This window comes from Streptococcus sp. DD13, from assembly GCF_001578875.1.
Classification (GTDB): domain Bacteria; phylum Bacillota; class Bacilli; order Lactobacillales; family Streptococcaceae; genus Streptococcus.
Window position 1 is genome coordinate 102,217 of the sequence record NZ_KQ969507.1, and the last position, 23,354, is coordinate 125,570.

A 23,354-nucleotide genomic window follows, 5' to 3' on the forward strand; every position below is an offset into this window, starting at 1 on the left:
AAGTGTCTCTGTATTTTTGATAGTGAGCACGATTGCCTATACTGTCTATTCCCATTTTTTGGAATACCGCTTCGAGGAGAAACATGCGGCTAATATTACATCTATGGAACTGTTTGGGGACCAGAAGCAGTATCTCTCGGTCGTTGTAGAAGAAGGGACAACTGATGGTTGGAGAAGCGGTATCACGGTTTCGCAGAATTACTTAGTATCGGTGGATTCTAAGAAGCGAACGGATCGCTTGTCCAATCCCTACCAAATGGATGAGGGAGAGTCCATCATGGTGACCACCTATGATTTAAATACAAGTGATTTTACCAAAAGAAGTTTTGATTTGGCCGATAGATGGCGCAAGGCCAACTATACCTATCAAATTGTAAACGTCTATGCCATAACCTATCAAGGGGAAGACTACCTCTCCATCGGATATGATGAAGATGAGTATTCTTCTGGTGTGGTTTGGTATAACCTGAAGACAAAGGCTTTTACCCAATACAAAGGTAAGGGTTCTCAAAATAGTTTACAAATTTTTAAAGGGGGTTACTACACTGGTATTGATGATAAGTTATCTGATTTGAATATGGATCTAAGACAGTATTCATTAAATTACAATTTTCAGAAGGCAAAAGGTATAAAAGACTTAAATATTTCAACGGAGTATCCTCAGATTGCCAAAAGGTTGACTGACGGCGGAGCGATCTATGCCCGCCCGACCATGGTCGATAAAGCTACCTGGTTTAACACCATTATCCATTGGTTTGCGCCAAAAGGGCAAGAAGTCATGGAACTCTACACGAAAGATAGTGAAACTGGTGAAAAGACGCCAATCAGAAGCTATGCGGATTATGAAGCATGGGAAAAGGCACATCCAGAAAGTGGAAAGGAGTAGAAATGGGAAAAGTAGCGATAAAGACAGCTCTTCTGACAGATTCGCAAACGACAATCAACGAAATAGCGGTCACGGGTCAATACGGGAGAAGGGCGGTAGACGATACTACTAGAGAACCTTTAGAAAAATGTAGGAAACTTCTCCAAGAAAATGCAGGGAAATTGGTCGGAGTGGTCTCGCATTATAACTCCTTCCTGACAAACCTGGCTAAAAAATTCGAGGAAAACGATAAAGAACTTTCCAAGCAGTTTGGAATGACGGTGGCTCTTCAAAAAAGTTCGCCTAGATACAAAAAAGCCTTGGATCGAACCCGAAGTGACGACTATTTTTCCTGAGCCTTTATGAAAGGATATGATTGGCTAAATTCTCCTATCCTGTTACAGACGGGAGTGTTTTTTAGAAGGCGCGATCAGCGGATGAAAATTTTAAATCGGTATCCGTCAGGAAAGGAAAGAATCTGCTTGCCAATTGAATGAAAATTTGCTATACTGATTAGGTTGCTTAGGCGACAAATACTCATCTCAGATCCATTGTGGTGTTGTTGCCCGTGTGGTGGCACTGCAAGTTGAAGTCTGAGAGAGGCAAAAAACAAAAAGGAGAAATACTCATGGCAGTAATTTCAATGAAACAACTTCTTGAGGCTGGTGTACACTTTGGTCACCAAACTCGTCGTTGGAACCCAAAAATGGCGAAGTACATCTTCACAGAGCGTAACGGAATCCACGTTATCGACTTGCAACAAACTGTAAAATTGGCGGACCAAGCTTATGACTTTATCCGTGATGCCGCAGCAAACGATGCTGTCATCTTGTTTGTTGGTACGAAAAAACAAGCTGCAGATGCTGTGAAAGAAGAAGCAGAACGCGCTGGTCAATACTACATCAACCACCGTTGGTTGGGTGGAACTCTTACAAACTGGGATACAATCCAAAAACGGATTGCTCGTTTGAAAGAAATCAAACGTATGGAAGAAGAAGGAACATTTGATGTTCTTCCTAAGAAAGAAGTTGCCCTTCTCAACAAACAACGCGCTCGTCTTGAAAAATTCTTGGGCGGTATCGAAGATATGCCACGTATTCCTGACGTGATGTATGTTGTGGATCCACATAAAGAGCAAATCGCTGTGAAAGAAGCGAAAAAATTGGGAATCCCAGTTGTAGCTATGGTAGATACAAACACTGATCCAGATGATATCGATGTAATCATCCCAGCAAATGATGATGCAATCCGTTCTGTTAAATTGATCACTGCGAAGATGGCAGATGCGATCATCGAAGGAAATCAAGGTGAAGACAGTGTCGCAGCGGTTGAAGCTGAGTTGGCTGAAGGTGCTGAAGCAACTGAATCCATCGAAGAAATCGTTGAAGTGGTTGAAGGCGACAACGCTGAATAACAGTCAGAATTAGTAACACACCTAAAGGGGCGGGGCTCAGCCCAGTCCCTTTATTTCATCAAAACAATTGGAGAAAAGAAAATGGCAGAAATTACAGCTAAACTTGTCAAAGAATTGCGTGAAAAATCCGGTGCTGGTGTCATGGACGCTAAAAAAGCATTGGTTGAAGTAGAAGGCGATATTGAAAAAGCGATTGAATTGCTTCGCGAAAAAGGAATGGCGAAAGCAGCGAAAAAAGCTGACCGTGTTGCCGCCGAAGGTTTGACGGGTGTTTATGTGAATGGGAACGTGGCAGCAGTTGTCGAAGTGAATGCTGAAACGGACTTCGTTGCAAAAAACGCTCAATTCGTTGAATTGGTAAACGAAACAGCGAAAGTAATTGCTGAAGGCAAACCAGCAAACAACGAAGAAGCGCTTGCATTGACTATGCCTTCAGGTGAAAGCCTTGAAGCAGCCTATGTATCTGCAACAGCTACTATCGGTGAAAAAATCTCCTTCCGTCGTTTTGCTTTGATCGAAAAGACAGATGCGCAACACTTCGGTGCTTACCAACATAATGGTGGTCGTATCGGTGTTATCTCTGTTGTTGAAGGTGGCGACGATGCTCTTGCAAAACAAGTATCCATGCACATCGCAGCGATGAAACCAACAGTTCTTTCATACAAAGAATTGGATGAGCAATTCGTGAAAGATGAATTGGCTCAACTCAATCACGTGATCGACCAAGACAACGAAAGCCGTGCAATGGTTGGTAAACCAGCTCTTCCACACTTGAAATATGGATCAAAAGCACAATTGTCAGACGCGGTTATTGCACAAGCAGAAGAAGATATCAAGGCTGAATTAGCTGCTGAAGGCAAGCCAGAAAAAATCTGGGACAAGATCATCCCAGGTAAAATGGATCGTTTCTTGTTAGACAACACCAAAGTGGACCAAGCATACACTCTTCTTGCACAAGTTTACATCATGGATGACAGCAAGACGGTTGAAGCTTACCTTGAGTCAGTGAATGCTTCAGTAGTTGAGTTTGCTCGCTTTGAAGTTGGGGAAGGTATCGAAAAAGCTTCAAATGACTTTGAAGCAGAAGTTGCAGCTACAATGGCAGCAGCCTTGAACAACTAAGATAGAATGAAAGAGGTTCTGGTTGGGGCCTCTTTTTTATGGACTGATGAGGAGCTTTCTTGAACGATTCGAAAAAGATCAACCGGAAAAGAGGGGATCGTTTGTGTCTTGGCTAAGGAGGGGGGGAAGTTTCTATAGCAAGGGACAAGACCGGATTTTTCGGTCTACATCAAAAGAGAGTGGGACAGAAATCGGTCATTCCTTAGAAGTCGATTTCGTCGTCCCACCTCCGCACAGTTGAGTCGGGCTGTAAAAGCGGATGAAATCAGCGTAATAGAGCCCACTCAACCACTGCGTCTTGCTCGACAATTCAAAAACAATTAAGAGGCTAGGACTTTTGTCCCAGCCTCTTTTTGTGCTAAACGAGTTTGAAATAGAAGTTTCTGCTTGCCTTCTTATCCTTGAACGAAGTCTAAAATGGCTTCTGGAGACATGCCTGAATCGCAACGGACCTTTACTCCTGCTGGGGATGCATAGAGGAATCCTGGGACCGTTGGGACTTGGTACTGACTGCGTAGAGCCTGAATTTTTTCTGCATCTGTAGTCGAAGCAGAGTTTAGATAGTAAACGGTCCAGCCTTCTTGAGAAGCGACCTGTGCTAATTTTGGAGCAAAACGCTGGCAGTAGGGGCAGGTTTCTCTTCCGATAAAGAGGATGGCTCCTTCTTGGGCAGCGAGGAATTGCTCTGCTTGCTGAGGGGTGACTTCATGAAAAACATCTGTAAATGCCATAGGACTCTCCTTTGTTGTTTTCCTTATTGTAGGCAATTGGTGGGAAAAAAGCAACTAAAGAGTCTGATGAGATTTTTTCCGATAGATAAATAGGGACTTGTAGACGATTTGCCACTAGATAATTGACTTTAGGCCAGATAAATGAGATGATAGTCAAAGATAGTCAGAGGTGGAAGGAAGTGAGTATATGGCTATGAAAAATACATCCGACTATATCGAAGAACATATCAAGGCATTATTGGAACAAGCAAGTATAGCAGAATTGAAGAGAAGCGACTTGGCCAGTCAGTTTGAAGTTGTGCCAAGTCAGATTAACTATGTCATCAAGACGCGTTTTACAGCCAGTAGAGGTTACGTGGTCGAAAGTAAGCGTGGCGGGGGCGGTTATATCCGCATCGGGCGGATTACCTTCTCAGATAAGCACGAGTTGGTCCATAATTTGTTGACTAACATGGGGAAAGAAGTCTCCATGACTGTTTTTTCAGACATCTTGCAGATGTTGTTTGATGAGTCATTATTGACAGAAAGAGAAGGGAATTTGTTTCTTTCGGTTGCAACAGATGAGGTCCTAGGCGAGGAAGCACCAGCGATTCGAGCTAGGATGATGCGCGAGATATTGAGACGAATTGATAGAAAAGAGGGATAGTATGAGATTATCAACAGGGGCACGCAGAACATTTGAAGATGCCCAGTTTATCGGGAGACGCTATGGGAGTGAGTTTCTAGAATCCTGGCATTTGCTTCTGGCGTTTGTCATCAACCCAGAAACGGTAGCAGGAGCGACACTAGCAGACTACCCAGCTGATATCCAGGATTATGAGGCAGCAACGACCATCGTGACAGAACAGCGCTATCATAAGGATTTGGAAGGCTTGGGCTTTTTGGAGTCTTCCAAAAAAATGTCCGACACTGTGGAATTTGCAAAAAAGATCGCGGAAGTGGTTAAGTCTAAACAGTTGGGGACGGAACATCTCTTTATGGCGATGCTTCTAGATCGCTCCTCTGTCGCTGCCAATATACTAAACAAGGTTGGGTTTCATTTTGCGGATGTGGAAGACAAGGTTCGCTTTGTTGACCTGCGAAAAAACTTAGAGAAAAAAGCTTGCTTTTCAAAGGAAGATTTAAAGGCGATTCGAGCTCTTCTACGTGGAGGAAATACGGCAAGCAACAATATGGCTAGCATGATGGGGATGCCGCCAGTTGGACAGAGTGGGGGTCTGGAAGATTATACACGGGATTTGACGGCTCTTGCTCGAGAAGGGCGGTTAGAGCCGGTGATCGGTCGTGACCGGGAGATCAGTCGGATGGTGCAGATTCTTTCTCGAAAAACGAAAAATAATCCCGTTTTAGTCGGTGATGCAGGGGTCGGAAAGACTGCTCTAGCCTTAGGTTTGGCACAAAGGGTTGCCTCGGGTCAAGTTCCATCAAGCTTACAAGGGATGAGGGTCTTGGAATTGGACTTGATGAACGTCATTGCTGGGACGCGATTTCGTGGTGATTTTGAAGAGCGGATGAACAATATCATCAATGATATCGAAGAGGACGGAAAAGTTATTCTCTTTATTGATGAGTTACATACCATCATGGGCTCTGGAAGCGGCATCGATTCTACCTTGGATGCTGCTAATATCTTAAAACCAGCGCTCGCTCGGGGAAGCCTCCGGACAGTTGGGGCGACGACGCAGGATGAATACCAAAAACATATCGAAAAAGATGCGGCATTGGTACGTCGATTTGCGAAGGTTCAGATTGACGAGCCGACAGTAGAAGACAGCATCCGGATTTTGGAAGGCTTGAAGGAAGGCTATGAGCGACATCACGGGGTCCATATCTCCGATGAAGCGGTCCGGACAGCTGTCAAAATGGCGAAGCGTTATTTGACTAGTAAAAACCTGCCAGATTCAGCTATTGATTTATTAGATGAGGCGAGTGCCTATGTGCAAAATCATCTCCCGGTCAAGGAGCAAGAACAATCAGAACTCTCTGAAGTGGATCAGGCCTTGATGGATGGGAAATACAAGCGACTGGAACGTCTCCTAAATCAGGAAGAACCAGGGAAGTCGGCTGTCAGGAACGATAAGCATCAGGTGACAGAAGAAGTTGTCTTACAGACCTTGAGCGGTCTATCAGGGATTCCAGTTTCCAAACTGAGCCAGACGGATGCGAAGAAATATCTCAACTTGGAAAAAGAATTACACCGTCGCGTGATTGGGCAAGAACAAGCTATTTCAGCCATCAGCCGGGCCATTCGTCGCAACCAGTCTGGGATTCGAACGGGCCATCGGCCAATCGGCTCCTTCATGTTCTTGGGGCCAACAGGTGTCGGAAAGACAGAGCTAGCTAAGGCCCTAGCGGAAGTCTTGTTTGATGATGAGTCCGCCTTGATTCGCTTTGATATGAGTGAGTACATGGAAAAATTTGCGGCCAGCAGACTCAATGGGGCGCCTCCGGGCTATGTCGGCTATGAAGAAGGGGGCGAGTTGACAGAGAAAGTTCGCAATAAGCCTTACTCTGTCTTACTCTTTGATGAAGTTGAAAAGGCTCATCCGGATACCTTTAACGTCTTGCTCCAGGTCCTAGATGATGGTCGGTTGACAGATAGTAAGGGGCGTCAAGTAGACTTCTCTAATACGCTGATCATCATGACCTCTAATCTAGGAGCGACCGCTCTGCGGGATGACAAAACGGTTGGTTTTGGGGCAGAGGATCGCAGTAGAAGCCAGGCCCATGTGGAAAGCCGCGTTCTAGAAGAGCTCAAGCGGGCTTACCGGCCGGAGTTTCTGAATCGGATCGATGAGAAGGTTGTCTTCCATAGTTTATCCGAAGGGGATATGCAGGAAGTGGTCAAAATCATGGTGAAACCTCTGCTTGCAGTGACGGCTGAGCGGGGGATCCAGCTGAAAATACAGCCATCCGCTTTGAAGTGGCTAGCGAAAAAAGGCTATGATCCGGATATGGGGGCGCGTCCACTACGCCGGACCTTGCAGACGGAAATCGAAGATCACTTGGCAGAACTCTTGTTAAGGCAGGACGCTAAGGCGGGAGATCAGATCAAGGTTGGTGTCAAGGCTGGTCAGTTACATTGGACAGTCGAGTCTGCCTAAGGATTTCAATCACAGGAAATAAAGAAAAACCTAGTTCAGCCAGAAAGTTATGTGGTCGAACTAGGTTTTTGTGTTTAGAGAAGGGTTACGAAGAGAGATGTAAAATTTCTTCTACTTGAGTTAAAGTTTCTGCCTGAGCGATGGCTGCCCGCATTTTGGCAGCTCCAGAAGTGCCTCTGAGGTAGTGAGGGGCTAGGCCACGGAACTCCCGAACAGCAATGTGTTCGCCTTTGAGAGCGATGAGGCGTTTGAGATGCTCGGTTGCGATTTTCATTTTTTCTTCGAAGGTTAGATCAGGCAGGACTTGGCCGGTCTCCAAATAGTGGGTGATTTGGTGGAAGATATAGGGATTTCCCATCGCAGTCCGACCGATCATCACGGCGTCGGCTCCGACTTCTTCGATTCGTTGGCGGGCATCTTGGACCGTGCGGATATCGCCATTCGCTATGAAGGGGATGCGGGTGATGGCGTTTGCGACCTTGGTCAGGGTCTCGAGGTCAACGGTACCACGGTACATCTGCTCCCGTGTGCGACCATGCATGGCAAGGGCAGAGACGCCAGCGGATTCAGCTGCAAGGGCGTTTTCGACGGCGAGAGAAGGGTCCGACCAGCCTGTCCGCATCTTGACGGTCAAAGGGAGATCAAGGACCGAGGTGACTTCGTTTACGATATGGTAAATCTTATCTGGGTCCTTGAGCCACTTGGCACCAGCCTCGTTTTTGACGACCTTGTTGACTGGGCAACCCATGTTGATGTCAACGATATCGGCTTTGGTATTGGACTGGATAAAGTCCGCAGCTCGCTTTAGCCCTTCTGCATCTCCGCCGAACAGTTGGATGGAGACGGGGGCTTCATTTTCCTCAATGTGGAGCATATGGAGGGTCTTTTCATTGTTGTACAGGAGCCCCTTTTCGGAAATCATCTCCATAACGACAAGACCTGCTCCCATCTCTTTTGCGATGGTACGAAAGGCCGAGTTGGTGACACCTGCCATCGGGGCTAGGATGGTTCGATTCGGGATCGAAACGGATCCAATCATAAACGGGCTATTTAGATTTTTCATTTAGTAAGTTCTCCAAATCCTCTTCTTGAAAATGGTAGTGTGACTGACAGAATTGACAGGTGATGTCCGCACCTTGGTCTTCGGTAATCATGGCCTGTATCTCATGGTCAGGAAGGCTGCGCAAGGCATCCGCAAAGCGCTCGAAGCTACAATCACAGCGAAAAGTGAGTTTTTCTTCTGATAGGACCTTGTAGTCTTCTTCTCCATAAATAGCGTGTAGAAGGGCTTCTAGGGGCTTTTCGGAGGATAAGAGAGTCGAAATGGCTGGCATCTCTTGGATGCGCCGCTCATACCGGGCGGTCTCAGCTTCGCTAGCTCCTGGTAGGACCTGCAAGAGGAAGCCCCCGGCGCGGGCAACCTGATCTTGCTCGTCTAGTAAGACATTTAATCCAACAGCGGATGGGGTTTGCTGACTTTCGGTCAGGTAGTAGGCAAAATCTTCTCCGATTTCTCCTGTCACCAGAGGGGTCATAGAGTGGTAGGGCTGACCGATGCCGTAGTCTGTGATGACCAAAAACTGTCCTTGGCCAATCAAGGGTCCGACAATCACTTCTCCGGTCGCAGTTCGTTTGTAGTCTGCATCAGGATTTTGGATGTAGCCTTTGACACTCCCTTGTGTATCGGCAACCGAAATCACGGCTCCGAGTCCGCCGTCTCCAAGGACTTTTAGGGTAACCTTGGTGTCTCCTTTTTCATTGGCTGCAAGGATCAAGTTGGCGATCAGGGTCCGGCCGAGGGCAACTGTAGAGGACGCCATAGTATCATGTTTTTGCTGGGCAGTCTTGACCGTTTCTGTGCTGTCTAAGACATAGGCTCGGAAGTTTCCATTTGTTGAGATTGTTTTTAGTAGTGTATCCATAGGCTCCATTTTACCATATTTTGGAAAAAGGAGGGAATATCTGGAACTTGTCGCTTTTTATCAGGGCGAAGAAGGGAGTAGAAAAAAGGTTGAAATCGATTTCAAAAGTGATATAATGAAGTTGAAATGAGATAGTGGATAGGCCTTGTCCTATGAGAAAAGGAAGGTGACGACCATGCATGGTGATATCGTTGTTGCGTTGGGATTTGCTCTAGCGCTTATCTATCTTTTACTGGAATGGCTAGAAGGAGTCTGGGCCCACCTCCTCCTTACTCAAGAGGAAACCGGGCTAGATGTTCATGATCAATGGCATCGTTTCTGGCATCATTCCTGATGGAAGACGCGGCTTTAGGAGAGCCGAGTCCAATAGAAAAACCAGCCCTGGGGCTGGTTTTTTCTATGTGCAAAGGAGGACAGAAATTCTGGCCCTCCTGTCTGAACGGGATTATTCTGGAAAGAGCTTGGCCAATATCTTAGGCGTAATAGATTGGCCGGGTCCATAAGCGCAGTAAGTATGCATGTACATGGAGGGGTTGAAATTCAGCTCGATGCAGGTGCAGTGAGGCTCTTCTGGGCTAGCTGGGACTTGAGGGTCTGGGATGATGAGGTCTACACCACAGACCCAAGCGCCGATAGCAGAAGCCATCTGAGCTGCAAGTTCCTTGTAGGAGGCGTCCATCTCCTCTGTCACATCGATGGAGTCGCCGCCTGTTGAGATATTTGAATTGCGACGTAGGTCTGCTTGGACTCCTGCTGGGAGGACATCATCGGGAGTGTAGCCTTGCTGGTCCAGCATGAGTAACTCAATCTCGCCCAGCTGGATCTTCTCGAGAGGGGCACGGTGATCTTGACCTCGCAGCGGATTTTGGTTTTTCAGCTCAATCAGCTGGCGGATGCTATGCTCTCCATCGCCGATGACATTTGCAGCTTTGCGTAGGAGGACAGCTTCGCACTGACCATCTAATACAAAGAAGCGATACTCGGTCCCTGGGATATAGTCTTCTACCAGAACGGACTGATCTTCTGAAAAGGCGATTTCCAGGGCTTTTTGATAGTCTTCACGACTAGCTCCTTCCTTGAAAATCGAGATGCCAAGGCCAAAGTTAGTGGATTTTGGCTTGACGACAATCGGGCGCCCGGCGATGAGGGAGTATGAGCGGATGGCTCCATCCAGTGAGGAATATTCGAAGCCAGCGGGCACTGGGAATCCAGCATCCTGCAGGATCTTTTTGGTCACCGTCTTGTTGGCCATGGCGAGGGGGGTGACATAGTTGTCTTTAGAAGTCATGTTTCCATTTTTGACATACTCGATATGGTTTCCTCGCTTGAGACGGAGAAACTGGTCTTCCTCGTCTAGGATCTCAAAGTTAATCCCCTGCTGGATGACATCAAAAAGCAACATTTGGGTGGAGAGTTCCATGTTTTCGTAGCCTTTTAAAGCATAGTGGGCTTGCCAAGCATAGTCTTTATAGGCCTGGGCTTTCTCTAAACCAAAGGTGAGGAGGCTATCCTGCTTGATATGCTCCAGCAATTGTCCAGATAGGGTGAGCTTTGGGTCATGAAATTGCTTGCGACAATGCGCGACCAAGTCGGTATAATTCGTATCGAGTTCAAAGTGGTGGATCAGCTCTTCCATGGCAGCAAGGAGAGTCTCGGCTTCTCTGACGGCTTGGTCCGGAAGTGGGCTTAGTGGATGACTTGTTGCGATGGTTTGGTTTAAGTCATGCCCCTTCTTTAGATCCAAAGAGACATCCTGTGGGCTCTCTAACCAGAGAAGGGCTAGGAGAAAGAGGTGGATGGTGTCCAGTGTATCTTGGCTGATCCCGAGTGGATCAAATGGGTTAATGTCAAAGCATCGGAGTTCGATGTAGGTGATGCCATGTTGGAGATAGTCACGGTTCTTTTTTTGCCCACGGAAGCGAACCGGCGAGTAAAATTCCTTTTCTGCACTGAGCTGACCGCTAGAAACTAACCGCTCGATATCTGCCACGTACTGCTCTAGAGAGGCATAGGAGACAACGACAGACTCTTCGTTGACATAGCCATAGTCGCTCGTCCGAAGAGAGCGTACGGGCTGTGGGATGTCTTGGTCAAAAAAGCCTGCCTCAGCGATTGGGGCTGCACCATAGAGATAAGTCACAAACCAGTAATAACGAAGGAAGTTTTGGGCTAGTTTGAGATAGAGGCCACTCTTAAAGGATGGAAGATCCGTCTCTCCGCTATGATCAAAGAGGGCCTGTACCAAAGAGTCTCCTAGCTGGAAGTTATAGTGGATCCCGGAGATGGCCTGGAGCTTGGTCCCGTATTTTCGAGCCAAGCCTTCGCGGTAGGCTTGCTCAATGGGATTTTCAAGTTGGGCGACCTGGATCTCTTGATCGGTGATTTCAGGAGGCATGGACAAGGGCCAGAGAAGCTCCTCTTTATCTAAACTTCGTCCCACGACATCCGTGATGGCCCCTAAAGTTCTGCGGGCTTCAGAGGTAGAGGAGGCCACCGGGGTGATGAGCTCTAGCTGGGCCTCGCTAAAGTCTGTCTGGATATAGGGGTGATAGCTGCGTGAGCCAAAGACGGCTGGGTGAGGGGTCTGTGCGACACGACCTGTGGGTGTCAGACGAAGGCCTTCTCGTTCGAGGCCAAACTGTCCTTGCAAAAGCGGTGTGTGGGCATCTAGTTCTTGTAGTAAGTGATCACGTTTCATGCAAATCTCCCTGTCATATGCTAGTTTCAGTCTAGTCGAATTGGCTATATAATACAATTTTTTGAAATGATTTTCAACGAAAACCGAACGATCCGAGCGGGTGAAAAATGAGCTCGACCCTATTAACCTGTCTGAAACAAGGGGCTTTCTGAGCGGGATGGTCCCTTTGGCAGAGGAGGAAAAATCGCCTCTTGCATTGCAATAACGGGGGAGAAATACTATAATAAGGTGTAAGACAGACTTGCAGGTGAGACTCCTGCCATTTGTTTGAAGAAAGGCATGGATAGCCTGGCTATCTATGGAAGAAGAGGAAATATGACATCAGTAGTTGTAGTTGGAACTCAATGGGGCGATGAAGGTAAAGGGAAAATCACGGACTTTTTATCCGCCAATGCAGAAGTCATCGCCCGCTACCAAGGAGGGGACAACGCCGGTCATACCATCGTGATTGATGGGAAGAAGTTTAAGCTCCACTTGATTCCGTCAGGGATCTTTTTCCCAGAAAAGATCTCGGTCATTGGAAATGGTGTCGTGGTCAATCCGAAATCGCTGGTACGGGAGCTAAACTACCTGAGAGAAGAAGGGGTCTCAACAGACAGTTTGCGGATCTCTGATCGGGCTCATGTCATCTTGCCCTACCATATCGAGCTCGACCGCCTGCAAGAAGAGTCAAAAGGCGACAACAAGATCGGAACCACTATCAAAGGGATCGGGCCAGCTTATATGGACAAAGCAGCGCGTGTCGGGATTCGGATTGCAGACTTGCTTGATAAGGACGTCTTTGCTGAGCGTTTGCGCATCAATCTAGAAGAGAAAAACCGCGTCTTTACCAAACTTTACAATGCAGAGCCAATCGCCTTTGAAGAGGTCTTTGAAGAGTATTATCAATACGGACAAGAGATCAAAAAATATGTGACAGACACCTCTGTCATCCTAAACGATGCCTTGGACAACGGCAAGCGCGTGCTCTTTGAAGGAGCGCAAGGGGTCATGCTGGATATCGACCAAGGGACCTATCCGTTTGTCACTTCGTCCAACCCAGTAGCAGGTGGGGTGACTATCGGAAGTGGCGTCGGACCATCTAAGATTGATAAGGTCGTGGGGGTCTGCAAGGCCTATACGAGTCGGGTAGGAGATGGGCCGTTTCCGACCGAGCTCTTTGACGAAGTGGGAGAGCGGATCCGAGAGGTCGGTCACGAATATGGGACTACGACGGGACGTCCTCGCCGTGTCGGCTGGTTTGACTCTGTCGTCATGCGCCATAGCCGCCGGGTATCTGGGATCACCAATCTCTCCCTCAACTCAATCGACGTCCTATCCGGTCTCGACACAGTCAAGATCTGTGTGGCCTATGACCTGGACGGAGAGCGGATCGACCACTATCCAGCTAGTCTAGAGCAGTTGCGTCGTTGTAAGCCGATCTATGAGGAGTTGCCAGGATGGTCTGAAGACATCACAGGTGTTCGGAGCTTAGACGAACTACCTGAAAATGCCCGCAACTATGTCCGCCGGGTAGGTGAGCTCGTCGGCGTCCGGATCTCGACATTCTCAGTCGGACCTGGTCGGGAGCAGACCAATATCTTAGAAAGTGTATGGTCCTAAGGGCATCACGATAAACCAAAAATCTTCCGGAAAAGCGGAAGATTTTTTTATGGATAGAATGTTAGGAATTTGGGAATCTTCCCTATAAATTTTATTCAAATTACTTGCGTATTTCAAATAATGGTGTATAATATTCCTATTATAGTTTTACTAGCGCATTCGGTTGAAAAGCAGAGATGCGCTTTTTGGAGGAAATATATGTTTTTTAAACGATCGAATGGTGAATTCCGTGAGACGGACCGCAGCACTCGGTATAAGTTGATCAAGTCTGGGAAGAACTGGTTGCGTGTAGCAGCTACCCGCTTGGGACTTCTTCGTGTCTTGAAAGGTTCTGTCGAAGAGCGCATCTCAGCTGATTTGGTGGAAACCAATGAATTGGCTACAGAAAAGACAAGTCGTGGCCTGTTGAAAGGGCTTGTAGCGACAGGTGCAGTTGTCGGAGGGGCAACTGTGACAGCTGCAACAACCTATGCAGAAGAAACGACATCAGCTGTCCAAGCGTCTGAATTGGACGCAGATACAGCTGTGGTGAACCAAGATAGCCTTGTCCTTGGAACAGCTGCAACGACAGCTAGTGAGCAAGATACAGCTAGCTTGACTGCGGTAGTAAGCCCTGCATCAGAAGAAGCGGTTGCATCTGCAAGCCTATCTCTTTCAGAGTCTGTATCTGTCTCAGAGTCAGCGTCTGTATCTGAATCCGCATCTGCATCTACCTCACTTTCAGAGTCTGCATCTGCATCCACATCAGAAGCTGCGAGCACATCTGACGCGGAAGCGACTACAGCAAGTAGCACGACTGCAACGAGCACAGAAGCGCAAACAGTTCGCTCAGATGACGAGTCCAAAGAACTCTTGGATCAAAACACTTCAGAAGCAGAATTGCTCAATGGCATTGCCAAACGATATGCTGCTAAATTGAGTGACTCAAGTGCGAAGACAGGACTTGTATCAGCGATTTCGAATCTTCAAGAGCAAATCACAACCTCTAACAACCTGATCGCTGCGGGCTCCACTAGCTTGGTCTATGATGCCCAACGTGAAAAACTAGGAACTGCAGTTGATAGCTTGATGGCTAGCTTGACAGCAGCTGGCTTTACTGGAAATGCGACTGCAGCAGACGGGACTTCAGCGATTGCAGCACAGTTGGATGCAATCTCAACGAGCACAAGTACAGCTGCTGGGATCACGACAGATCCTGTGATCACCGATGCCAATGGAGCAACCATTTCAGACACCTCGTTGAATTCGACTGAATATGCCGTTGATCCGGATACAAGTCGTTACACTTTTGGTATCTGGGACTTTACGAAAAATGATACTTCCTTTGGTTACTATGCAACCCTCTCTGTAGACCGGTCTGCTATCACAGGGACAGCATTGGCAAACCCAACGGTTTATCTCCGTATTGTGAACAAATCAACAGGTGCAGAGGTTTACTCAACAAGTATTGCAGCGGGTGACTCTCAATTAACTTTACCAAGCTACATCACTGGAAATAACTCGGATGTATCCAACACCTTGTCATACACAGCAGCATCAGGAAGTACTACCCCAGGCGTTGTGACATTTACTCTTGTAAACTCACAAGCTGAATATGAAACCTTGCAAATTCGTGATGTGACCTTCCCAGGAAACGTGGGTGAGGCGAAACCAAATATTCAGACTTCTGTCCCATCTCGTTTGGTCAACCAAAATACCTACTACAAAGAAGTGAACTCTAGCTACACCAGTGGTACTTATACACCGACTGGTAGCGAAACAACCTTGGCGACCTATACCCAGACTGGTATTGAAGGACAAAAGTATACCGCTTCTGACTCTCGTGGGATCCCTGGTTATGTTCGTGTGACGGCTACTACAGATAGCACCCAAGTAACTGATGGAACGCTTGGAGCTGTTGGTCAAACCTTGGTCGAACTCCAAGGGGGAGCCAACCACTACTACATCAAACGGATCGTCGAAGTGGTGGATACAAATGGATCCACCCAAACGAAGTTCTACGCCTTGGATCCATCAGAGGTAGCCAACTTTACCACTGCAGATATCGGTACAACAGATGTCTCCAAGTACACCCTCATCTACACGTCGCCAGTTATGAAGGCGGGAGCAACCTATGTCCCAACCTCAACAGAAACTGTTCGGACCTATAGTAAAAACGGCGACTTCTACATCGAAGTTACTCCATGGATTCAGTCAAATGGTATCGGAAACAATGCCATCACTGGTTGGTTCTACACAAATGTGAAAGATACCTTCATTAATCAAACCACAACAAATGGTGTAACCACTCAGACCCAAGTGACCCTTAACCGTCCGTTTACAGGTGCACCAGATGCATCGCTCTCACCAGCAGGTAAAGGGAACAACGGGGAAAACCTAATTGCTGGACGTAATGCATCTCTTATCGCAGAAGATAAAAGTTATGTCAATGATGATCCAGCTCAAGGAACGGTTTATCATAACTTGACAGGCTATGGTTCTTTCGTTAACCAATTCTCAATCCCGTCAAATATCAAGCCATCTGTGGATGTGACCTACTACTACCGGAAGATGACGGATTCTGAGTCCACTTCTCAGTCGACGTCCTTTTCACAATCGACCTCAACGTCTGTGTCAACATCCCAATCAACCTCGGCAAGCGTTTCTCAATCGACGTCGCAATCTGTGAGTGCATCCGTATCTGAGAGCCAGTCTGAGTCTGCGTCTGTGTCCGAATCCGTTTCTGAAAGTGTATCTGAGTCTGTATCAACATCCCAATCAACCTCAGCAAGCGAATCAGCATCCGTATCTGAGAGCCAATCAGAGTCAGCATCCGTATCTGTAAGCCAATCAGAATCTGCTTCAACCTCTGTAAGTCAATCAGAGTCCGCTTCAGTATCTGTGAGCCAGTCTGAGTCTGCTTCCGTATCTGTAAGCCAGTCTGAGTCAGCATCAGTATCTGTAAGCCAGTCTGAGTCTGCTTCAACATCTGTAAGTCAATCAGAGTCCGCTTCAACATCAGTGAGCCAATCAGAGTCTGCTTCAGTATCTGTGAGCCAGTCTGAGTCTGCTTCAGTATCCGAATCCGTTTCTGCAAGTGTATCTGAGTCTGTGTCAACATCACAATCGACCTCAGCAAGCGAATCGGCATCTGTATCTGAGTCTGTGTCAACATCACAATCAATCTCAGCAAGCGAATCGGCATCTGTATCTGAATCTGTATCTGAATCAGTATCAGCATCAGAGTCAGTAAGTGCCTCAGAATCGGCATCCGTATCTGAATCTGTATCAGCATCAGAATCAGTAAGTGCATCAGAATCAGCATCCGTATCTGAATCTGTATCTGCCTCAGAATCTGTATCTGCCTCAGAATCAGCATCCGTATCTGAATCCGTATCAGCATCAGAATCAGTAAGTGCTTCTGAGTCTGCGTCTGTCTCTGAATCCGTATCAGCATCAGAATCAGTAAGTGCATCAGAATCTGCGTCTGTCTCTGAATCCGTATCAGCATCAGAATCAGTATCTGCATCCGAATCTGTATCTGCATCTGAATCTGTATCTGCGTCAGAATCTGCGTCTGCATCAGAATCAGTATCTGCGTCAGAATCAGTAAGTGCCTCAGAATCCGCGTCTGTATCTGCGTCAGAATCAGTAAGTGCTTCTGAGTCAGCGTCTGTATCTGAATCTGTATCAGCATCAGAATCAGTAAGTGCTTCAGAATCAGCATCTGTATCTGAATCCGTATCTGCTTCAGAATCAGTATCTGCCTCAGAATCAGCATCTGTATCTGAATCAGTATCAGCATCAGAGTCAGTAAGTGCTTCAGAATCAGCATCTGCGTCTGAATCCGTATCAGCATCAGAGTCAGTAAGTGCTTCAGAATCAGCATCTGCGTCTGAATCCGTATCAGCATCAGAGTCAGTAAGTGCCTCAGAATCAGCATCTGCGTCTGAATCAGTATCTGCCTCAGAGTCAGTAAGTGCCTCAGAATCAGCATCTGCGTCTGAATCCGTATCAGCCTCAGAATCAGTATCAGCCTCAGAATCAGCATCTGTATCAGCGTCAGAATCAGTAAGTGCTTCTGAGTCAGCGTCTGTATCTGAATCGGTATCAGCCTCAGAATCTGTATCTGCCTCAGAATCAGCATCCGTCTCTGAATCCGTATCAGCGTCAGAATCAGTAAGTGCTTCTGAGTCTGCGTCTGTCTCTGAATCCGTATCAGCCTCAGAATCAGTAAGTGCTTCAGAATCAGCATCCGTATCTGAATCCGTATCAGCATCAGAATCAGTATCAGCATCAGAATCAGCATCCGTATCTGAATCTGTATCTGCGTCAGAATCAGTAAGTGCTTCTGAGTCAGCGTCAGTATCAGAATCTGTATCTGCAAGCGTATCTGAGTCAGTCTCAACCTCACAATCAACCTCAGCAAGTGAGTCTGCAAGCGTGTCAGAGTCTGTGTCGACCTCACAATCAATCTCAGCAAGCGAATCCGCATCTGTATCTGAGTCTGTGTCAACCTCACAATCAATCTCAGCAAGCGAATCCGCATCTGTATCTGAGTCTGTGTCAACGTCACAATCAACCTCAGCAAGCGAATCCGCATCTGTATCAGAGTCTGTATCGATCTCACAATCACTCTCTAACAGCCTGACAGAATCTACTTCAATGTCTACTTCAGAATCAACTTCAGGAAGTGGATCAGAAGCGCATAGCCAATCCTTGGCCTTGCCAGAAACAGGTGAAACCTCATCTGTTGGCTTGACAGCCTTAGGAGCTTTGGCGCTTATCGGTGGAGCAGCTGCCCTTGGCAAGAAAAAACGCTCTGAAGAAGAATAAGAGAAGCTTTCTCGAAGCTTCTTCATCGACAGAATGGAATAGCTCGCTATCCTTTCTGTTTCCTCCTACTTAGAAAGATGATTTTCCAAATGGGAGTTTACCCTAGGGCTGGGATCAGTCCTAGGGTATTTTTGTGGAGAAATGGCGTAAACTAGGAAGAGGAACTTCTGTAATAAATAGGCTAAATATGGTAAAATAGAATAGATTATGGGTTCTTTTCAAGGAGGCCCAAAGGAGTACCTACAAGGAGAATCAGGTAGCAAAATGAGGTTTCAATCGCAAATTAGTCGGCGCTTTTTTTGGACAATTCTGTTTGTCTTTTTGTATGTCTTAGGGAGTAAGATTGCTCTACCTTTTGTGGATCTCGGCAAGGCTTTGAACTTTGGTGGAAATACAACGACGGCTTTACAACTGACCAGCTCGGTCATGGGGGGAAACTTACGGGGGATGTCGATTTTTTCTATCGGTTTATCCCCGTGGATGTCTTCGATGATTCTCTGGCGGATGTTTTCAGTGTCTAAGTATTTCAATCTGGACAAGGTGGCGAATGCTATCGTAGAGCGCCGAAAGATGTATCTGACCTTCCTCCTGTCTGTCGTCCAGTCTCTGGCCATCGCCCTTTATCTGCCTATGAAAGAGACGGGCTTGCCTAGCATGGCCGTCGTTCTCCTGCATACCCTGATCTTGATTGCAGGGTCTTATTTCTTGATCTGGCTCGCGGACTTGAATGCCACGCAGGGATTTGGGGGTCCTGTCGTCATCATGATGACAGGGATGGTCCTCTATCTACCACAAGATATCATGGACGCGCTAGAGGTTGCAGGACTTTCGACGTATGGTTTGGCCTTATTGGGATTAGGAGCCTTGCTCTTTATCTATTTGGCGGTCATCGTCGAGTATGCCAAGTACCGGATCCCTATCAATAAAATCGGCATCCACAACCGTCTAGAATCCTACTCTTATCTGGATATCAAGCTCAATCCGGCTGGTGGGATGCCCATCATGTATGCCATGAACCTGGTAGCTGTCCCCCAATACCTGCTGCTCTTGGTCCTCGCCATCGATCCTCAGGCGAGCTGGGCACGGAGTGCGACGCAGGGCTTAAATATGGGGGAGGTGCCCTGGTTTATCCTCTACTGTGTGGTGATTGTGCTCTTGGCTTTTGCTTTTGCCTTTATTAATGTCAATCCTTCTGACATCTCAGAAAAGATGATCAAAAATTCAGAGTATATCAGTCGGGTCTATCCTGGACGGGAGACGCGTCTTTATATCCAGGAACGCTTATGGTGCTTTGCTTTGGTCGGAGCAATCTATCTTTTGCTCTTTGCGGCGCTTCCTTTGGTCCTTCTTTTTTGGGATCAAAACTTGCTACGATTGAGTATGCTTCCGGGCTTATTCATGATCTTTAATGGCATGATTTATACGATTCGTGAGGAAATCAAAGCGATGCGGGTGAACCGTCAGTATACGAAACTATTTTAGGAGTGTTATGTATTATTTTATCCCAGCTTGGTATGGGGCAGAGCGGACTTGGCAGGTCGATAGTCCACTCTGGTACCGGATGCGGCAGACTGTTGAGTTTGATGAAAGCATTCACCAGCTACGTATTTTTCAGTCGACAGGGAAAGAGCACGCCCTGATCATTCCCCATTATTTCCCACAATTACGGTATTTTCTACATCGGCAGGACTTGCTAGAGACGGAGTGTTTATCGATCTTTGATCAGATTCAAGGGGTCCATCAAGAGGACTTGCCCTTACCCTTGCAACTAGATGATTTTTCTTGGGGGTCTTTTGTGACCTTTTTGTACAGTCCGTTTCATATCATGGTCATGAAGGCTGGCCAGCAGGTGGGGGTCATTGACCTAGGGCCAGATGGCAATATCCTGACGGTGACTTATCAAAAAGACGGAGTCATCCGATCGGTCCAATACCTGGATGACCGAGGGTTTATCTCGAGTATCGTCTATTATCAGGAGGGTCAGCCACATTTCCAAGACTATCTCCATACCAATGGAGAGTGGGTCCTGAGGGAGCGAAGAGACGAGGGACACCGGTCCGTTTATGTAAATCCAGTTTTTGCGTCAGACTTTCAAAAGACTCACTACCCGACTATGGGAGATTTGATCAACGAAAAGATGGCGCAGCTCTTGCAGGAGGCTTGTCAAGAGGGAGATCGTCTGGTGGTAGCGGCACATGCGGCGAACGAGCCTTTCTTGCACCCGCAGCTAGAGGGAACCAAAAAGATCCTTTCTTTTCATGTCGGACGGGACTTTGTGGAGCAGGAGGATCCTGCGTTTGAACGGTCCTGTCAGCTTGTGGATGTGATCTTGACAGATCAGCTGAAAGGAAAGGAAGGCTTGCAGGCGCGCTTTCCGCTAGTAGCAGATAAGGTCCATCATATCGCGTCTTATGATACCCGATTACGCTTGGGGAACAGTCAGCAGCACAAGGAGTCCAAGGTCTTTGTCTATCAAAGGGCAGATCAGGTGCCAGCGGATGAAGAGTTAGTGGCTCTCTTGAAGGAAGTAGCAGCCAATCCTTTGGTCGAGCTGGTCTTTGCCTTTTACAATGCTGATCAGGGGCGCTTGTCCGACCTGGAAGCACGTTTGGTGCATCTAGCAGAGAGTCAGTTTGATCCAGGAAGTCTGCAAGCGGGGATGTCACCGGATCCTTCGGCGTTTGGGGAAAATGAGCTCCCGGATGAGGATTTGGAAGGAGAGGTTGGGTATCGCTTTTCTGTGAAAAATTTCTTGAGTGAAGTGGAGATTATCCAGGAGTTGGACGAGACACGGCTCATTGTTGATTTGGGGGTCGAACCGGATCTTTATACCCAGATAGCAGGGATCTCGGCTGGAATTCCTCAGATCAATCAAGTGGCCTCCGAGTATGTGGATCATCTGAAAAATGGATATGTGATTGAGGAATTGGATGAGCTTTGTGTGGCTTTTGGTCACTATCTGTCGAAGTTGAAACCTTGGAATGAAGCTCTCATCTATGCTGTTCAGAAAATCCGGGAGAATACCGGACAAAGGGTCATCGAAAAATGGGAAGGCTGGTTAGCGTAAATGGCTGTGGGAAAGAAGAAATACCTGTTGCAGATAGGGAGCGTCAACTGGTCAGAATCTGTTCCGCTCTCTGAAGAAATGGAGTGGATCTACCTCCGACCTGGAGTGAAGATGGACGTAGCAGCCTTTTTGGAAGATCACCAGATCAAGCAACTTTCGGCAGTTCTCTTAGAGCATGTGGAGGATATTCTGGATTTGAGCGAATGGTTGGAAGCGGTGGATCCCTATACGGTGTTTTACCCCGTAGGAGAAGAGATACGCTCAGACGAGGTAGCCCGGCTCGTAGCGCTCAAGCAAGCTCGTGCCTGGGATATGAGTGATCCAGCGGATTTTGTCAGCCAGCTAGGGCGCTTTGTCTACTCGGCTCAGTATGGCGACCGGTTTCCTGTCTCCCATATCCAGGTGCGACAGGGCTTTAAGGGAAGTCAGACCTTGGAAGGGAGTCAGTCCTTTGTACTGGAGGGGGCCTACGGAGAGGACTATACCCCGCTTTTGCAGTGGAAGTACAACTATGTATATGGGGGAGATCTCCCAGTAGACATTTGGTTGGAGTATGAAAAGGATGCGTCGGTCTCCGTCCGGCTCACTGTCCAATATCTGTCCTATGGGGCCATCGGGTCGCTCAGTAAGGAAGAGACTTTTAGCGAACTTGATATGGAAAAGCCAATCGTGATTGCGGAGAAAACGCCTTATTATCTCGGTTTTTCTCTCGAAGTCAAGGGACAGGGGCAACTACGTCTTGGCAATCTCCATAAGCGCTATTCCCACGGTCCATTTGGTCAGTTGCTGGTCGGGGGAGATATCTTGCGGGACCAGAAACGGCAAGAATTGATTGTTTATTTCCATCCGGGGGATTTGAAGCCACCCTTGAATATCTATTTCTCCGGTTTTCGGCCAGCCGAAGGCTTTGAGGGCTACTGGATGATGCGTTCTTTAGGAGCTCCTTTTATCCTTTTTGGCGATCCTCGTTTGGAAGGCGGGTCCTTCTATATGGGGACAGAGGAGTTAGAGGGGCAAGTAGTGGCTTTTATCCAGCAGAAGTTGGATGAACTAGGCTTTGGCTCCAAAGATGTCGTTTTATCAGGACTTTCTATGGGGACCTACGGGGCTCTCTACTATGGGGTGGATTTCTCCCCGCATGCCATCGTGATCGGCAAGCCCTTGGTCAATATCGGAGATATCGCAGCCAATCTCAAGTTTAAGCGGCCCAATGAATTTCAAACCTCTCTGGATATGCTCTATCTCTTAACGGGAGAGGTCTCAGAGGAGGGGGTTACTCAGCTCAATGCGCGTTTTTGGGATAAGTTTGAGCGGGCGAATTTCCAGGACACGCTTCTTGCCCTAGCTTACATGCAGGATGATGACTATGACCAGCAAGCTTATCCACAAATATTGCAAGAACTCTATAATCAGCCAGTTCGCATCATCAGCAAGAGTCGTCCGGGACGACACAATGATGCTAGCTCGGTGATTACCGACTGGTTTTTCACCCAGTATAAGGAAATCATGGAAAGGGACTTTGGTAGATCAGGATGATGAAGATCAAACCAGAACGGATGAAAAAAATTTATTGGGGCGAGATTACAGCAACGACCTACCAGCAAGGATCTACCATCCAGCAGTTGGACAAGGGACGGGTTCTCTTTAAGAATCGACTCATGCCTTCTGCCCAAGTCATCCAGTCTTGGTCTTCTCAGTCTGTCTTTGGGCATACCCGCAGACCACCTGAGCTCCCCTTGTTAAAAAGAGGGCAGACCTATCAGTTGGAGCTGATGATGACGTCTACACCAGCCCACACGGTCTTAGTGGAAGTGGTCTTTTTGGACCGGTTTGGACAAACAGTCGATCGAACGACCAGTGACAAGGGGCAAGTGCTCTTCACCTACCCTCGAGAGGCCTACTCTTACGAAGTGCATTTGCTGAGTGCAGGCTTACAGGAGCTTGAGTTTTATTACATGACTCTTGCTCCTTATGAGGGAGAGATGGACGAAGATTAGGAAATACGACAGAAAGA

Annotated in this window: 20 protein-coding genes and 1 pseudogene; 14 read left to right on the forward strand and 7 right to left on the reverse strand. The window is 47.4% G+C overall.

The window, feature by feature from the left end; genetic code table 11:
- Positions 1–16 precede the first annotated feature (16 nt).
- The 4 genes from STRDD13_RS06800 (at position 17) to tsf (ending at position 3,401) form a co-directional block, all read left to right on the forward strand.
- Positions 17–886 carry a hypothetical protein gene (locus tag STRDD13_RS06800; protein WP_156471286.1) on the forward strand — a complete coding sequence of 290 codons (870 nt, stop codon included), beginning with the start codon at positions 17–19 and terminating at the stop codon, positions 884–886.
- Positions 887–888: 2 nt separating this feature from the next.
- On the forward strand, positions 889–1,221 hold the full coding sequence (locus tag STRDD13_RS06805) for a hypothetical protein (RefSeq protein WP_067103369.1): 333 nt from the start codon (positions 889–891) through the stop codon (positions 1,219–1,221).
- A 272-nt stretch (positions 1,222–1,493) separates the two neighbouring features.
- Positions 1,494–2,279, forward strand: a complete 786-nt coding sequence (rpsB, locus tag STRDD13_RS06810; RefSeq protein WP_067103371.1) for a 30S ribosomal protein S2 — start codon at positions 1,494–1,496, stop codon at positions 2,277–2,279.
- A gap of 81 nt (positions 2,280–2,360) precedes the next feature.
- Positions 2,361–3,401, forward strand: a complete 1,041-nt coding sequence (gene tsf / locus STRDD13_RS06815) for a translation elongation factor Ts (RefSeq protein WP_067103373.1) — start codon at positions 2,361–2,363, stop codon at positions 3,399–3,401.
- 395 nt (positions 3,402–3,796) lie between these two features.
- Here the strand turns inward: tsf and traF are convergent, their stop codons facing one another.
- Entirely contained in the window at positions 3,797–4,132 is a 336-nt protein-coding gene (traF, locus tag STRDD13_RS06820) for a DUF6568 family protein (RefSeq protein ID WP_067103375.1), read from the reverse strand.
- Between the two features lie 187 nt (positions 4,133–4,319).
- Here traF and STRDD13_RS06825 point away from each other — a divergent pair, with 187 nt between their 5' ends.
- Both STRDD13_RS06825 and STRDD13_RS06830 read left to right on the forward strand, forming a co-directional pair.
- On the forward strand, positions 4,320–4,778 hold the full coding sequence (locus STRDD13_RS06825; protein WP_067103377.1) for a CtsR family transcriptional regulator: 459 nt from the start codon (positions 4,320–4,322) through the stop codon (positions 4,776–4,778).
- Position 4,779: 1 nt separating this feature from the next.
- The gene (locus STRDD13_RS06830; RefSeq protein ID WP_067103379.1) at positions 4,780–7,236 is read left to right on the forward strand and encodes an ATP-dependent Clp protease ATP-binding subunit; all 2,457 of its coding nucleotides are present in this window, start codon (positions 4,780–4,782) and stop codon (positions 7,234–7,236) included.
- An 85-nt stretch (positions 7,237–7,321) separates the two neighbouring features.
- Here STRDD13_RS06830 and dusB read toward each other — a convergent pair whose 3' ends face one another.
- Together dusB and hslO are read right to left on the reverse strand one after the other, a co-directional pair.
- Positions 7,322–8,299 carry a tRNA dihydrouridine synthase DusB gene (gene dusB, locus STRDD13_RS06835; protein WP_067103381.1) on the reverse strand — a complete coding sequence of 326 codons (978 nt, stop codon included), beginning with the start codon at positions 8,297–8,299 and terminating at the stop codon, positions 7,322–7,324.
- Positions 8,283–9,158, reverse strand: coding sequence for an Hsp33 family molecular chaperone HslO (gene hslO, locus STRDD13_RS06840; protein WP_067103383.1), 876 nt, complete (start codon positions 9,156–9,158; stop codon positions 8,283–8,285). The genes dusB and hslO overlap by 17 nt, the downstream gene beginning before the upstream one ends.
- A gap of 175 nt (positions 9,159–9,333) precedes the next feature.
- Between hslO and STRDD13_RS08525 the strand changes: the two genes are divergently transcribed.
- Positions 9,334–9,492 (forward strand): hypothetical protein, encoded by a 159-nt coding sequence (locus STRDD13_RS08525; protein WP_156471287.1) that lies wholly within the window; start codon positions 9,334–9,336, stop codon positions 9,490–9,492.
- 111 nt (positions 9,493–9,603) lie between these two features.
- Here the strand turns inward: STRDD13_RS08525 and gshAB are convergent, their stop codons facing one another.
- Positions 9,604–11,856, reverse strand: coding sequence for a bifunctional glutamate--cysteine ligase GshA/glutathione synthetase GshB (gene gshAB / locus STRDD13_RS06845; RefSeq protein WP_067103385.1), 2,253 nt, complete (start codon positions 11,854–11,856; stop codon positions 9,604–9,606).
- 315 nt (positions 11,857–12,171) lie between these two features.
- Here gshAB and STRDD13_RS06850 point away from each other — a divergent pair, with 315 nt between their 5' ends.
- On the forward strand, positions 12,172–13,458 hold the full coding sequence (locus STRDD13_RS06850) for an adenylosuccinate synthase (RefSeq protein ID WP_067103527.1): 1,287 nt from the start codon (positions 12,172–12,174) through the stop codon (positions 13,456–13,458).
- Between the two features lie 198 nt (positions 13,459–13,656).
- Positions 13,657–13,899 (forward strand): annotated as a pseudogene (locus STRDD13_RS09000) (accessory Sec-dependent serine-rich glycoprotein adhesin); the annotation flags it as partial.
- A 26-nt stretch (positions 13,900–13,925) separates the two neighbouring features.
- Here the strand turns inward: STRDD13_RS09000 and STRDD13_RS08785 are convergent.
- The 3 genes from STRDD13_RS08785 to STRDD13_RS08795 all read right to left on the reverse strand — a co-directional run bounded on the left by STRDD13_RS08785 (position 13,926) and on the right by STRDD13_RS08795 (position 16,456).
- On the reverse strand, positions 13,926–14,303 hold the full coding sequence (locus tag STRDD13_RS08785) for a hypothetical protein (RefSeq protein ID WP_231852575.1): 378 nt from the start codon (positions 14,301–14,303) through the stop codon (positions 13,926–13,928).
- A gap of 177 nt (positions 14,304–14,480) precedes the next feature.
- A complete protein-coding gene (locus STRDD13_RS08790; RefSeq protein ID WP_231852576.1) occupies positions 14,481–14,684 on the reverse strand; it encodes a hypothetical protein in 204 nt (67 codons plus the stop codon).
- A gap of 1,286 nt (positions 14,685–15,970) precedes the next feature.
- Complete coding sequence (locus STRDD13_RS08795) at positions 15,971–16,456, reverse strand: hypothetical protein (RefSeq protein WP_231852577.1); 486 nt, start codon at positions 16,454–16,456, stop codon at positions 15,971–15,973.
- 1,646 nt (positions 16,457–18,102) lie between these two features.
- On the opposite strand from STRDD13_RS08795, the gene STRDD13_RS09005 reads away from it, so the two are divergent.
- From STRDD13_RS09005 to asp3, 5 genes are all read left to right on the forward strand, one after another.
- Positions 18,103–18,273 carry an LPXTG cell wall anchor domain-containing protein gene (locus tag STRDD13_RS09005; protein WP_443031072.1) on the forward strand — a complete coding sequence of 57 codons (171 nt, stop codon included), beginning with the start codon at positions 18,103–18,105 and terminating at the stop codon, positions 18,271–18,273.
- A 264-nt stretch (positions 18,274–18,537) separates the two neighbouring features.
- A complete protein-coding gene (gene secY2 / locus STRDD13_RS06860; RefSeq protein WP_067103529.1) occupies positions 18,538–19,755 on the forward strand; it encodes an accessory Sec system protein translocase subunit SecY2 in 1,218 nt (405 codons plus the stop codon).
- Between the two features lie 7 nt (positions 19,756–19,762).
- The gene (gene asp1, locus STRDD13_RS06865) at positions 19,763–21,340 is read left to right on the forward strand and encodes an accessory Sec system protein Asp1 (RefSeq protein ID WP_067103390.1); all 1,578 of its coding nucleotides are present in this window, start codon (positions 19,763–19,765) and stop codon (positions 21,338–21,340) included.
- Positions 21,341–22,876: an accessory Sec system protein Asp2 gene (gene asp2, locus STRDD13_RS06870; protein WP_231852578.1), complete on the forward strand. Its 1,536-nt coding sequence runs from the start codon at positions 21,341–21,343 to the stop codon at positions 22,874–22,876. It abuts the gene before it with no gap.
- Complete coding sequence (asp3, locus tag STRDD13_RS06875) at positions 22,873–23,337, forward strand: accessory Sec system protein Asp3 (RefSeq protein WP_067103392.1); 465 nt, start codon at positions 22,873–22,875, stop codon at positions 23,335–23,337. The genes asp2 and asp3 overlap by 4 nt, the downstream gene beginning before the upstream one ends.
- Positions 23,338–23,354 lie beyond the last annotated feature (17 nt).

Excerpts from the sequence above, each read along its gene's own strand:
- STRDD13_RS06805 (WP_067103369.1), top strand. The coding sequence starts at position 889 with ATGGGAAAAGTAGCGATAAAGACAGCTCTTCTGACAGATTCGCAAACG.
- rpsB (WP_067103371.1), top strand. The coding sequence starts at position 1,494 with ATGGCAGTAATTTCAATGAAACAACTTCTTGAGGCTGGTGTACACTTT.
- tsf (WP_067103373.1), top strand. The coding sequence starts at position 2,361 with ATGGCAGAAATTACAGCTAAACTTGTCAAAGAATTGCGTGAAAAATCC.
- traF (WP_067103375.1), bottom strand. The coding sequence starts at position 4,132 with ATGGCATTTACAGATGTTTTTCATGAAGTCACCCCTCAGCAAGCAGAG.
- STRDD13_RS06825 (WP_067103377.1), top strand. The coding sequence starts at position 4,320 with ATGGCTATGAAAAATACATCCGACTATATCGAAGAACATATCAAGGCA.
- STRDD13_RS06830 (WP_067103379.1), top strand. The coding sequence starts at position 4,780 with ATGAGATTATCAACAGGGGCACGCAGAACATTTGAAGATGCCCAGTTT.
- dusB (WP_067103381.1), bottom strand. The coding sequence starts at position 8,299 with ATGAAAAATCTAAATAGCCCGTTTATGATTGGATCCGTTTCGATCCCG.
- hslO (WP_067103383.1), bottom strand. The coding sequence starts at position 9,158 with ATGGATACACTACTAAAAACAATCTCAACAAATGGAAACTTCCGAGCC.
- STRDD13_RS08525 (WP_156471287.1), top strand. The coding sequence starts at position 9,334 with ATGCATGGTGATATCGTTGTTGCGTTGGGATTTGCTCTAGCGCTTATC.
- gshAB (WP_067103385.1), bottom strand. The coding sequence starts at position 11,856 with ATGAAACGTGATCACTTACTACAAGAACTAGATGCCCACACACCGCTT.
- STRDD13_RS06850 (WP_067103527.1), top strand. The coding sequence starts at position 12,172 with ATGACATCAGTAGTTGTAGTTGGAACTCAATGGGGCGATGAAGGTAAA.
- STRDD13_RS08790 (WP_231852576.1), bottom strand. The coding sequence starts at position 14,684 with ATGGTTGCTCCATTGGCATCGGTGATCACAGGATCTGTCGTGATCCCA.
- STRDD13_RS08795 (WP_231852577.1), bottom strand. The coding sequence starts at position 16,456 with ATGTTGAAGCGGACTCTGATTGACTTACAGATGTTGAAGCAGACTCAG.
- STRDD13_RS09005 (WP_443031072.1), top strand. The coding sequence starts at position 18,103 with ATGTCTACTTCAGAATCAACTTCAGGAAGTGGATCAGAAGCGCATAGC.
- secY2 (WP_067103529.1), top strand. The coding sequence starts at position 18,538 with ATGAGGTTTCAATCGCAAATTAGTCGGCGCTTTTTTTGGACAATTCTG.
- asp1 (WP_067103390.1), top strand. The coding sequence starts at position 19,763 with ATGTATTATTTTATCCCAGCTTGGTATGGGGCAGAGCGGACTTGGCAG.
- asp2 (WP_231852578.1), top strand. The coding sequence starts at position 21,341 with ATGGCTGTGGGAAAGAAGAAATACCTGTTGCAGATAGGGAGCGTCAAC.
- asp3 (WP_067103392.1), top strand. The coding sequence starts at position 22,873 with ATGATGAAGATCAAACCAGAACGGATGAAAAAAATTTATTGGGGCGAG.